This is a genomic window from Nocardia rhizosphaerihabitans, assembly GCF_014646295.1.
GTDB classification, from domain to species: domain Bacteria; phylum Actinomycetota; class Actinomycetes; order Mycobacteriales; family Mycobacteriaceae; genus Nocardia; species Nocardia rhizosphaerihabitans.
The window spans coordinates 108204-119854 of the sequence record NZ_BMNE01000002.1 but is presented as its reverse complement, the minus strand read 5'-3'; the positions used below and the strand labels follow the sequence as shown (position 1 = coordinate 119854).

Genomic DNA, 11651 nt, shown 5'->3' with positions numbered 1-11651 from the left:
CAGGCCCACCCATGGGACGCAGGGGCTCAAGCGAGGGTATCCGGGTGCCGCTGGCCGAGCGCGTCTATGTGTCGCTGCGCGACGACCTCGCGACCGGGGCACTCCAGCCCACCGAACGGCTCCGCGCCGAACGGCTGGCCCAGCGGTACGGCGTCTCGCGCACACCGGTGCGCGAGGCGCTGGCCAGGTTGCAGGCCGACGGGCTGGTGCAGCGACACACCGACGGGCTCTACCCATACCGCCTGCGCTTGGCGGAGCTGGACGAGCTCTACGAGCTACGGAACGTTTTGGAAGCACGGGGTTTTCAACGCATCGACGCCGCCGACTCGGTCCAGCCGCACAGTCCCGCCGCGCACGATCTACCCGCCGTCCGCGCCGAACTCGATCGCTGGCTCGAATACCGGGACACCCCACCGGAACCCGGGCCCGAGCTGGTGGCCGCCGACGAACGATTCCACACCGAACTGCTTCGGGCGGCAGGCAATTCGGCACTCGCCGACGCGCTCACCGCGGTCTACATGCGGGTGCGCCCGGTCCGCACCATGGACGTACCCAACGCCGAACGAGTCGCCACGATGACCGCCGACCACATCACCATCGCCGAGCAGGTGCTGGCTGGCGAGCAGGAGCTTGCCCTGCACACCCTCACCACCCACATCGATTCCTCCCGCGCCCATGTCCGGGTACGCGCCGAGCAGGCGATCGCGTTCACCAAACTCGGTCACACCGTGCGGGATTGAGATCTCAGCAATCGCTCTGGAAAGGCCAGCACACCGTCGGCCCCTTGCCGGCGGGCGTGCTGGGCGCCCTGGTCGTGGTCTGTGTGGTCTCCGAGGTCGTCCGCGGGCTCGGTGGGTCGTTCAGCAGGGCCGACCCGACCACCAGGAACACGACGAACACACCGATCAGGGCGGCGGCGAACACGATCAGACCCGCCAGCTTTCCCCGCCGGCTCGGGTCCGCGGGTGGCGGCGCCTGGATCGGTTCGGTGAATTTGCGTGGCTGCGGCGGGATCGGCTTCTGCGTCGGCCGGTTGCCGTCGAAACCGTCGGCGTCGAGGGCGGCGCGCGAGGGTGTCAGGTCGCCGACGCCCAGCGCGGTGCACGTGGCGAGGACCCGGTCGATGGTCCATTCGCGGGGTCCCGCGGAGAAGCCCTCCAGATAGACCCGCAGCTCATGGGCATCGACGGTGTTCGCGACGAGCACATCAAGCCCTGGCCGCAGCGCGGTGCGCGCCGGTCGCACCACCACGCCCCGATAGGGCACCATCACCACCGCGCCGGACACGTGCCTGCTGTCCTGCAACGCCTGCTCCAGCGCGACCCGCACCGCGTGCACGCCGTGCTCGACCCGATCGGTCAAGCCTGCCGACTGCTCGGTGTCCAGATCTAACGGACTGTCACTGATCGTCCAGTTGCCCGCCGAGACGGCGAGCAGCCCGCTCTGCCGTCGCCGGAACCCCTTCACCTCGATGACCGTGATCCCCCGCGGCGTCACGATCACCGCGCCCAGCCTGCGATCGCCCACCTGGCAATCGACCAGCGCGAGCCCCGTGCTCGGGTAGGCGCGCAGGCATTCGACGAACTCCCGCTCGGCACCGGTGAGCTCCGCACCCGGCCTGATCCGAACCAGCATTCCGATGTTCCCCTACCAGTGCTGCGACCTCACACCGCCGCTGCGCGCTGCGGTACCCACCGATCATGACGCGCAACTGTTGCGAAAACCACTGGAAACCAAAGAAAACCGGCACTCTCGCGCAGTCGGCACCGAAATTCGATACCGGCGAGTACGCTCCGACTCGACCGGGCGACGTCGAGAAGGCAGGTGGACACCAGATGGACGCAGCACCCCGACCTCGGGTTTCGCCGGGACGGTTCGGCGAGCTCGGCCCGATCAACTGGGTTGTCTGGCAAGTGCTTTCCCGCGCCTCCGGCACCGACGACGCGCATCTTTTCAGCACACTCGGGCGCACCGGCGGATTGTTCCGCGGCTGGCTGCATTTCTCCGGCAAGCTCATGCCGGGCGGACGGCTGCCCCGCGCCGAGGCCGAGCTGGTGATCCTGCGCGTCGCGCACCTACGCGAGTGCGCCTACGAGACCGACCACCATCGCCGCCTCGGCCGCAAAGCGGGCCTGACCGCCGTCGAGATCGACCGGGTCGGCAGCGGCCCCGACGCCGAGGGCTGGACACCGCGCCGGCGCGCCCTGCTCACCGTCACCGATCAGCTGGTGACCACCCGGAATGTGGACGACGCGGCCTGGGCGGAGCTCGCCGCGCACTACGACGAACGGCTGCTGATCGAGATCGTGCTGCTGATCAACCAGTACGAGGGCCTCGCCGCCACCATCACCACGCTGCGGATCGACCGCGATACCTTCTAGGACTGTGACCCAGGTCATAGAGCGGAACTCGGGCTGTTCTCGCCATCGTTAAGGCGTACAAAGTACGGAGTTCAATGCACCGAGGAGAACCGCATGCAGATCACCGGCTCAGCCATCTCGCTCAATGTCGCCGACCCGCAGGCATCGGCCCGGTTCCTGATCGACCACCTCGGTTTCACCGAGCAGATGGCCACCGACGGGTTCGTCTCCCTGCAACGCGCCGACGCGGGCATGAACGTCATCTACCTGCGGACCGGGCTGAGCACGTTCAAGCCGGCGCGCATCGCGGGCAACGCGGGCGACGGCACTCTCGTGGTGTTCGTCGTCGACGACATCGACACCGAATACGAACGGCTGCGCGGCGAGGGCGTCCCGATCGAGACGCCCATCGAGACCGAGGAGTGGGGCGAGCGCTACTTCCAGATGACCGACCCGAACGGGATCGTCATCCAGCTCGTGCAGTGGGTGTGATCAGCGGCGCGCGACGCGCAGCGCGGCCACGATCATCGGGATCTGGAGCGGCAGGCGCGCCAGCACACCGGCCTTGAACAGGCCGGAGGCCTTCGGGTTGCCGACCACGTCGACGGCCATCTGGATGTTGGCGGGGAAGACACCGACGAACAGCGCCGCGGCCAGCCAGCCACCGACGCGGCGGGTACGCGGCACCGCGAGCGCGGTCGCCACGCCGAGCTCGGCGGCCCCGGACGCGTAGGTGTAGGTCCGCGGGTTGCCGGGCAGCTTCGGTGGCACGATGCCGTCGAACAGCTTCGGCGCGACGAAGTGCAGGACGCCCACCACGAACAGCAGCCCGCTCAGATAGGAGTGCGTGCGTCGACGGGGAGTTTCGGTAGCCACACCCGAACTCTGCCACACGGCTCCCCGTCGGCCCACCCCTGAGCTCAGCCCAGAATCGCCCGGAACGCCTCGGCCGGCGGGGTCACCGGGCGGCCGAGGAGCTTGGCCAGATCACCCGTGCGGACCTCGAGCAGGCCGTCGGCGACGCCGGTGTCCGCGTCGGCCAGTGCCGCCGCCACCGGCTCGGGCAGGCCCGCCTGGCCGAGGACCGCGGCGTAGTCGGCTTCGGCCAGGTTCTCGTAGCGGACCGGGGTGCCGGTGACCTCGGTAATCACGGCGGCGATGTCAGCGCCGGTCAGCGCGGCGTCGCCGCCGAGTTCGTAGACGCGGCCGTCGTGGCCGTCGGTGGTGAGCACGGCCGCTGCCGCCTCGGCGTAGTCGGCGCGTGGGGCGCCGGAGACCTTGCCGTCCGCCGAGGCGCCCGCGAGTACGCCGGTCCGCGCCGCGTGCGCGGCGCCCGCGGCGTAGTTCTCCCAGTACCAGCTGTTGCGCAGCAGGACCGTCGGCACCGACGCGGTTGCGAGGACCTCCTCGGTGCCGCGATGTTCCTGCGCGAGGATCATGCGGTTGTCCGAAGCGACCGGGATGCTCGTGTACGCGAGCAGCTGCACGCCTGCGCGCTCGGCGGCCCGAATGACGTTGGTGTGCTGGGCGACCCGGGCGCCGAACTCGTTGCCCGAGATCAGCAGCACCCGCTCCACACCCGCGAGCGCGGCGTCGAGGGCGGCCGGGTCGTCGTAGGAGGCCTGGCGTACCTGCGCGCCGCGTTCGGCGAGGTCGGCCACCTTGGCGGGATCGCGCACGATCGCCACCGGCCGCTCCCCCGCCGCCAGCAGGGCCTCGACGACGAGCCTGCCCAGTTGTCCACTCGCTCCGGTCACCGCAACGGTCATGTCTTCCTCCAGGGTTCGCACTGATTTTTATGTACTAACTATTAGTTAGCACTATTCATTCCGCAAGCGATCTGGTCAAGAGCGGTACGATCGGCCCATGAGCAAGCAGCCCACGTCGACCGAGGACGATCCGGCGCTGGAAGCCGACGTCTTCGCGCGTAACTGCACGTCGCGGCCGGTACTGCAGAATGTCGCCAGCCGATGGGGTGTGCTGGCGCTGGTGGCCCTACGCGAGGGGCCGTACCGGTTCAGCGCGCTGCGCCGTCGGGTCGACGGCGTGAGCGAACGGATGCTGTCGCAGACCCTGCAGACGCTCGAACGCGACGGCATGGTCCATCGAGAGGTGCTCGAAGCCATTCCGCCGCGGGTCGAGTACACGCTCACCGAGCTCGGCGCGCAGGTGGCCGAGCGGCTGGAGTCACTGATCGTGATCCTGGAGACCAACATGGACACCGTCCGCGAGGCCCAGGCGAACTATCACCGTTCCGCCTCTCCGCGTACTTAGGGCAGGCTCAGGTGCGGGACAGTTTGCGTTGGCGGCCGGCGGTTGCTCGCCGAGTCGGGTCAGCCCGTGCCCGATGAGTTACCCATGTTCTCGCTTCACCAGGTCGGAGACGGTGGTGAACTCGTAGCCCTGCGCGCGCAGGCCGGTGACGATCTCGGGGACCGCGGCGGCGGATTCGCTGCCGTGCATGACGTGCAGCAGCACGATCGAGCCGGGCCTGGTCTGCGCCATGGTGTCGGCGACGATGGCTTCGCGGGTGGCACCGCCCGCGGAGTCCGGTTCGACGTCCCAGGTCACCGTGGTGCGGTCATGATCGGCGAGGTAGTTCGGGAGTGACCAGAGTTTCTTGCCGTAAGGCGGGCGGAAGGTGATCGGTCCCTGGTAGCCGGTGCGGCGGATCTCGGCGTCGGTGCGTTCGATCTCCTCACGCACGGTGTCACCGGAAACCAGGACCATCCGGCGGTGGGAGTAGGAGTGGTTGCCGATCTCGTGGCCTGCCGCCGCGATCGCCGCACCGTATTCGGGGTGGGCGGCCAGATCGTCACCGACCAGGTAGAAGGTGGCGGGGACCTGCAGGTCGGCGAGCATGCGCAGGATCTCGGGCGTGCGTTCGGTCGGCCCGTCGTCGAAGGTCAGCGCGACCAGCTTCTCGTCGGTCTCGACCCGATCGACCAGCGTGCCCGTCAGCTGATAGGTCCGCGAATTCATCAGCACATACAGCCCGGCGACAATCGCCAGAACCACCACGATCCCCGCAGCCCCACCAATCAACCACTTACGCACTGCCTGTTCCGCCTCTCCGCGTATTCAGGCCAGACTAAGGCGCGGAGCCGGTGGGCGTTGGCGGGCGGAGGTAGTTCACCGGGTCGGGTCAGCCCGTACCCGGTGAGTTACCCATGTACTTGCGTTAGACGATCACCTGGGTGATGTCGCCCGGGTTCAGGTAGTCGAAGAAACGGTGAGCGCCGTCTTCGGTCATCCGCACGCAACCGTGCGACTTCGAATTGACCGGGCCGACATGGAATGCCATGTCACCGTTGAAGAAGGTGGCCCAGCGCATCGGCGCATTGTGCATCGTGCTCCAGTGGAATTCCCGCTTGAAGGAAATCCTGGTCACCGCGGGCGGGGTTTCGTAACCGGCCATGCCGTGCGAAATCGGTGTCGGGCCGAAGATGACGCGACCGTTGTCGACCAGCCACGCCTCGTTCGTCGACAGCCGCATGCACGCCCTTGCCTCGACCACCGGGCACGGCGACGCGGTCGGAATGATCGACGGAACACCGGGAATGTCGGGGCCACCGGGGAACAGGGGTTCGGCCATCGCGGGTGCCATGCTGCCCAATCCGGCCACTGCCACCAACGCCGCAGAACGTGCTATCCAACCGAGAATGCGCTTCACATCCGCTGCCTCTCAACCGTGCCCGCCGCCCGCGAGCCGCCGGGCGAGGGGACCATCTCATGGAACACAAACATGTCGAACACGAGCTTGGAACTACCTGGAGGTGCTCTCGCATCATCGGGCACAGAAAGCGATTCGCCAAATCAACGCCCGTAATTTTTGCCGAAAAGAAATACACGCATTTCGTGTCGCGGACATGACTGAGGGGCGGCCGCTCGGCGACCGCCCCTCGATGTCTTCGACCGATCAGAAGTTGATCATGTGGCCGGCGAGGCCGTGGATCGCTTCCTGCAGCGCTTCGCTGAGCGTCGGGTGGGTGTGCACGTTGCGCGCGAGTTCGTTGACCGTGAGGTCCCACTTCTGGGCCAGGGTCAGCTCGGGCAGCAGCTCCGAGACGTCGGGGCCGATGAGATGGCCGCCGAGGAGTTCGCCGTGGGTCTTGTCGGCGATCAGCTTCACGAAACCGGTCGGGTCGGCCAGGCCGTGCGCCTTGCCGTTGGCGGTGAACGGGAAGGTGGCGACCTGCACGTCGTAGCCCTCGTCGCGGGCCTGCTGTTCGGTGAGACCGAAGCTGGCGACCTGCGGCTGGCAGAAGGTGGCGCGCGGCATCATCCGGTAGTCGCCGAAGGTCAGCGTCTCGGCACCAGCGATGGTCTCGGCGGCGACCACACCCTGCGCCTCGGCGACGTGCGCGAGCTGCAGCTTGGCGGTGACGTCGCCGACCGCGTAGATGTGCGGCACGTTGGTGCGCATGTTGTCATCGATCGCGATGGCGCCACGGTCGGTGAGCGCGACACCGGTGGTCTCCAGGCCGTAGCCGTCCACGCGGGGCGCGAAGCCGACGGCCTGCAGCACCTTGTCGACGGTGACGGTCTCGACCGCGCCGGACTTGTTGTCCTTGATCTGGACGGTGACCTTGGAGCCGTCGTCGTCGATCGCCTGCACGGCGGCACCGGTGGTGATGGTGATGCCGAGCTTCTTGTACTGCTTGGTGATCTCCTTGGAGACGTCGATGTCCTCATTGGGCAGCGCGCGGTCGAGGAACTCCACGATCCGCACGTCGACGCCGTAGTTCTTGAGGACGTAGGCGAACTCCATGCCGATCGCGCCCGCGCCGACGATCAGGATCGAGCCGGGCAGGTCGCGGGTGAGGATCTGCTCCTCATAGGTCACCACGTTGGCCGAGAGCTGGGTGCCCGGCAGCAGCTTGGTGGTGGTGCCGGTGGCGATGATGACGTTGTCGAACGTGATCGACTCGGAGCCGCCCTTGGTGAGGGCGACATCGAGCGAGTTCGGGCCGGTGAAGGTGCCGAGGCCGTCGAACTCGTCGATCTTGTTCTTCTTCATCAGGAAGTGCACGCCCTTGACGCGCCCGTCCGCCACCTTGCGGCTGCGGTCGAAGGCGGCGCCGAAGTCGAAGCTGACCTCACCGGAGATGCCGAAGGTCTTGGCTTCCTTGTGGAAGATATGGGCCAGTTCGGCGTTGCGCAGCAGTGCCTTGGACGGGATGCAGCCCACGTTCAGGCACACGCCACCCCAGTATTTCTGCTCGACAATCGCTGTTCGCAGGCCGAGTTGAGCGGCACGGATCGCGGCGACGTATCCGCCGGGACCAGCGCCGAGAACGACGACATCGTAGTGGGAAGTCACGACCCCGAGCCTAACTCTGTTTCGGGGAGTTCACCCACCCGTCCCCCACATAGGTGAGGTGCCACCGATGTGACCGATCGGTAGTGTCGGGCCGGTGAGCGGCCCGCCGGAGAATGTCGTGATGGTCGGAGCCGCGGGGCTGGGGAGCCGACTCGACGGCACGGTCTCCGCCCAGCTGATGCGACTGATGGTTCGGTCCGCCAGGGCGGCGGGCGTAGGTCGTCCGGTGTCAGTCTCGCCAGACCTGACCTGCGACGCGCGCGAAATTGCCGCCGAAGATGGCGGCACGTTCGGCAGCGTTGAACCCGCGGTCCGCGAGGAGATCCTCCAGGCCGGGCACCTCGGATTCGCCGAGCAGATCCTCGGGCGGCGTCCATTGCAGCGGACCCCACGCGGTGTAGGACTCCGAGAACGCGCCGGGGTTGTCACGGATCTCGTCGTTGAATTCCTGGCCGTCGAACGAATAGTCCGAGCTGACCCCGATGTGCTCGATCCCGAGCAGGTCGACGCCGTAGCGAATCTGGTCGGCCATCGCCGCCACCCGTTCGGACCGCGCACCAGGCTCGTTGTGCCCCAGGAAGATTCCCACCCCGTTGATGCCGATGACCCCACCGGTGCCGGCGCACGCGCGGGCCTGCTCATCGGTGATATTGCGCGGGTGTTCCCACAGCGCGGCGAAATTGGAGTGGCTGTAGATCATCGGCACGGCCGTGTGGGTGGCGATGTCGAGACCGGTGCGCCGCGAGCAGTGCGAGCCGTCGGCGAACATGCCGACCTCGTTGAGCTTGCGCACCAGGTCTTTTCCGTATCCGGTGAGGCCGGTGTCCTCGGTGTCGAGACACCCGCAGCCCGCCGCGTTGGCGTGGTTGTAGGTGGGCAGCAGCGAGCGCACCCCGAGCCGGTAGAACATCTCGACGTTGTCCAGGTCGCCGCCGAGCGGGCCGGAGTCCTCCAGGTCGAAGGCGAGCGCGATCGCGTCGTCGCTGATGTCGGCCAGGCCCGCCACCAGCCGAAAACGCGGATCGGCCGCCGCCTGGGTCCGGAACTGATGCAACAGCGACAGCGAATCCTCGGTGGTCTGCGCCGAATAGCCCACGTTGACAGACAGATACGACCCCAGCGGATACCGGGCGAGTTCGCCGATCCGGGCCGTGTGATGCAACGGCAGACAGCAATGCTGCTCCCACAGGAAGGGCGGCACAGTTCACCTCCGGTAGTCGTGACCTGCGATCCTACGTTTCGCAACACATCCGGAACCGGACCGACGCTAACGCGATGTCTGATTCGTCCGATTAATCAGTACCTTCCTCCCACTGCCCCGAAGGCGGTGCGACATGCGTCGCTTCCTCATATTCCTCGCCACGTTCGCGTCCTGCGCAGCCCTATGGACCATTCCGGCCGCGGCGACCCCGTCCTACTGCGGACTGACCTGGGGCTCACTCGACAAGTCGAGCCCGAAGTATTCGACGGCCACCGTCGCCGATGTCAGGTCGGGCCGCCACGAGTGCTTCGACCGCCTCGTGATCGACCTGTCCGGCCAGCCCACCGGCTACCGCGCCGGCTACGTCGACACCGTCACCATGGACGGCTCCGGCGCGGCGGTCCCCCTGCGCGGCGGAGCGTTCCTCCAGCTGGTGGTGCAGGCCCCCGCCTACGACTCCGCGGGCAACAGCACCTACCGTCCCGCGAACAGCGCGGAACTCGTCGACGTGCGCGGCTACCAGGCCTTCCGCCAGGCGTCCTGGGCCGGTTCGTTCGAGGGCCAGACCACCCTCGGCCTCGGCGTCCGCGCCCGCCTCCCGTTCCGGGTCATCGCCCTCGAGAACCCCGCCCGCGTGGTGATCGACGTCGCCCACTACTGGTGAGCCCGCACACTCCGCGGACCCCTCGGCAACAATGTGGGGATGAGTGGCGTTGAGCAGGACGTGACGGATCCCTATCTCTGGCTCGAGGATGTGACCGACGAGGCCGCGCTGGACTGGGCGCGCGCCCGCAACGAGGTGGTGCAGCAGCGGTTCGCGGCGACGGATCGGTTCGCCGAGCTGGAGCGGCGCGTGCTCGCCATGCTCGACGACGACACCAAGATCGCCTACCCCGGCCGGCGCGGGCCGTGGCTCTACAACTTCTGGCGCGACGCCCAGCACCAGCGCGGGCTGTGGCGGCGGACCACCTTCGAGTCCTACGCCACCGACGACCCTGAGTGGGATGTGCTGATCGACGTCGACGCGCTCGCCGAGGCCGACGGGGAGAACTGGGTCTGGTCGGGTGCGGCGGTCCTGCGGCCCAGCCAGGAGCGCGCCATCATCCACCTGTCCCGAGGTGGCGCCGATGCGACCGTCGAGCGTGAATTCGACCTGACGACAAGGACATTCATCGCACCGGAGGACGGCGGGTTCTACCTGCCGGAGGCCAAGTCCCGGATCGGCTGGATCGACGCCGATACCGTCTACGTGGGAACCGATTTCGGCCCCGGCTCGCTCACCGAGTCCGGATACCCGCGCATCGCCAAGCGCTGGCGGCGCGGCACCGAGTTGTCCGCCGCGGAAACGGTGTACGAGGGAAAGCCCGGCGATGTCTCGATCGGCGCGGGCTACGATCGCCATCCCGGCTACGAGCGCCACTACCTGCACCGGTCGACGGACTTCTTCAACAGCGAGGTGTCCCTGCTGGACGACGGCGCGTGGCGCCTGATCGAAACTCCGACCGACGCCGATGTCGACTGGTACCGCGACTGGCTCCTGGTGCGGCTGAAGACCGCGTGGACCCCGGGCGAGACCACCTACCTTCCCGGCAGCCTCCTGGTCACCGACCTGAACGACTTCCTCGCCGGTGCACGCGAATTCGAGGTGTTGTTCACCCCCGACCCGCACACCTCGCTGGAAGCATGGGGCTGGACCGAGAACCACCTGATCCTCACCACCCTGCGCGATGTGCAGACCGGGCTGCGCGTGCTCACCCCCGGCCCCGACGGCTGGACCAGCGCCGAACTCGCCGATTCACCCGCCATGTCCAGCACCTCGGTGAACAACCTCGACCCGCTCGACGGCGGCGACGAATTCATGCTCACCACCACCGGATTCACCACGCCGACCACGCTGCTCAGCAGTGCCGTCGGCGAGTCGGCCACCGTGCTCAAGCAGGCGCCCGCCTATTTCGACGCCACCGGCATCGAGACCGAGCAGTTCTTCGCGACCTCCGACGACGGAACGGCCGTGCCCTACTTCGTGATTCGTCACCGTGACCGTCGCGGCACGCCCAGCCCGACCATCATGAACGGCTACGGCGGCTTCGAGGTCTCCCGGACGCCCGCGTATCTCGGCTCGGCAGGCATGGCCTGGCTGGAACGCGGCGGCACCTACGTGATGGCCAACATCCGCGGCGGCGGCGAGTACGGCCCCGAATGGCACACCGCGGCACTGAAAGAGCACCGGCATCGGGCCTTCGAGGACTTCGCCGCGGTCGCCCGCGACCTGGTGACCCGTGGCATCACCACCCCGGATCGGCTCGGCGCGATCGGCGGCAGCAACGGCGGCCTGCTGATGGGCGTCATGCTCACCCGCTACCCGGAACTGTTCGGCGCCATCGTGTGCCAGGTGCCGCTGCTGGACATGCGGCGCTATCACCTGCTGCTGGCGGGCGCGTCCTGGGTGGCCGAGTACGGCGACCCGGACAAGCCGGAGGAGTGGGCCTACATCAGCGAGTACTCGCCCTATCAGAACACCGACACCGGCAAGCAGTACCCGCCGATCCTGCTCGCCACCTCCACCCGCGACGACCGCGTGCACCCCGGGCACGCGCGAAAGATGGCGGCGCTGCTGGAATCCCAGGACCGCACCGTCTGGTACTACGAGAACATCGAGGGCGGACACGGCGGCGCAGCCGACAACAAGCAGTCGGCCTACCTGTCCGCGCTGGTGTACGAGTTCTTCACGCAGATGCTGATGGAAGGCCGCCGCTCGGCGTAGGCC

General features: G+C 67.8%; 13 protein-coding genes. 6 read left to right on the top strand and 7 right to left on the bottom strand.

The window, feature by feature from the left end:
* The first annotated feature begins 11 nt into the window (after positions 1-11).
* Positions 12-740, top strand: a complete 729-nt coding sequence (locus tag IEY60_RS07030; protein WP_189025291.1) for a GntR family transcriptional regulator — start codon at positions 12-14, stop codon at positions 738-740.
* A 4-nt stretch (positions 741-744) separates the two neighbouring features.
* On the opposite strand, the gene IEY60_RS07025 is transcribed toward IEY60_RS07030, so the two are convergent.
* Entirely contained in the window at positions 745-1635 is an 891-nt protein-coding gene (locus IEY60_RS07025) for an NERD domain-containing protein (RefSeq protein ID WP_189025289.1), read from the bottom strand.
* 200 nt (positions 1636-1835) lie between these two features.
* Here IEY60_RS07025 and IEY60_RS07020 point away from each other — a divergent pair, with 200 nt between their 5' ends.
* Together IEY60_RS07020 and IEY60_RS07015 are read left to right on the top strand one after the other, a co-directional pair.
* Positions 1836-2381 carry a carboxymuconolactone decarboxylase family protein gene (locus IEY60_RS07020; RefSeq protein ID WP_189025287.1) on the top strand — a complete coding sequence of 182 codons (546 nt, stop codon included), beginning with the start codon at positions 1836-1838 and terminating at the stop codon, positions 2379-2381.
* Positions 2382-2474: 93 nt separating this feature from the next.
* Positions 2475-2852 carry a VOC family protein gene (locus tag IEY60_RS07015; protein WP_189025285.1) on the top strand — a complete coding sequence of 126 codons (378 nt, stop codon included), beginning with the start codon at positions 2475-2477 and terminating at the stop codon, positions 2850-2852.
* On the opposite strand, the gene IEY60_RS07010 is transcribed toward IEY60_RS07015, so the two are convergent.
* Together IEY60_RS07010 and IEY60_RS07005 are read right to left on the bottom strand one after the other, a co-directional pair.
* Positions 2853-3236 (bottom strand): DoxX family protein, encoded by a 384-nt coding sequence (locus IEY60_RS07010; protein WP_189025283.1) that lies wholly within the window; start codon positions 3234-3236, stop codon positions 2853-2855. It lies immediately after the preceding gene.
* A gap of 44 nt (positions 3237-3280) precedes the next feature.
* On the bottom strand, positions 3281-4129 hold the full coding sequence (locus IEY60_RS07005; RefSeq protein ID WP_189025281.1) for an SDR family oxidoreductase: 849 nt from the start codon (positions 4127-4129) through the stop codon (positions 3281-3283).
* A gap of 97 nt (positions 4130-4226) precedes the next feature.
* On the opposite strand from IEY60_RS07005, the gene IEY60_RS07000 reads away from it, so the two are divergent.
* Positions 4227-4634: a winged helix-turn-helix transcriptional regulator gene (locus tag IEY60_RS07000; RefSeq protein WP_189025278.1), complete on the top strand. Its 408-nt coding sequence runs from the start codon at positions 4227-4229 to the stop codon at positions 4632-4634.
* Positions 4635-4712: 78 nt separating this feature from the next.
* Here the strand turns inward: IEY60_RS07000 and IEY60_RS06995 are convergent, their stop codons facing one another.
* The 4 genes from IEY60_RS06995 to IEY60_RS06980 all read right to left on the bottom strand — a co-directional run bounded on the left by IEY60_RS06995 (position 4713) and on the right by IEY60_RS06980 (position 8884).
* On the bottom strand, positions 4713-5384 hold the full coding sequence (locus IEY60_RS06995) for a polysaccharide deacetylase family protein (protein ID WP_229739742.1): 672 nt from the start codon (positions 5382-5384) through the stop codon (positions 4713-4715).
* Between the two features lie 157 nt (positions 5385-5541).
* Positions 5542-5955: a L,D-transpeptidase gene (locus tag IEY60_RS06990; RefSeq protein ID WP_229739627.1), complete on the bottom strand. Its 414-nt coding sequence runs from the start codon at positions 5953-5955 to the stop codon at positions 5542-5544.
* Positions 5956-6279: 324 nt separating this feature from the next.
* Entirely contained in the window at positions 6280-7683 is a 1404-nt protein-coding gene (gene lpdA / locus IEY60_RS06985; RefSeq protein WP_189025268.1) for a dihydrolipoyl dehydrogenase, read from the bottom strand.
* Positions 7684-7912: 229 nt separating this feature from the next.
* Positions 7913-8884: a dipeptidase gene (locus IEY60_RS06980; RefSeq protein WP_189025266.1), complete on the bottom strand. Its 972-nt coding sequence runs from the start codon at positions 8882-8884 to the stop codon at positions 7913-7915.
* Between the two features lie 133 nt (positions 8885-9017).
* Between IEY60_RS06980 and IEY60_RS06975 the strand changes: the two genes are divergently transcribed.
* Positions 9018-9548, top strand: a complete 531-nt coding sequence (locus IEY60_RS06975; protein WP_189025264.1) for an AMIN-like domain-containing (lipo)protein — start codon at positions 9018-9020, stop codon at positions 9546-9548.
* 39 nt (positions 9549-9587) lie between these two features.
* Positions 9588-11648, top strand: a complete 2061-nt coding sequence (locus tag IEY60_RS06970) for a prolyl oligopeptidase family serine peptidase (RefSeq protein ID WP_189025262.1) — start codon at positions 9588-9590, stop codon at positions 11646-11648.
* Positions 11649-11651: the final 3 nt, after the last annotated feature.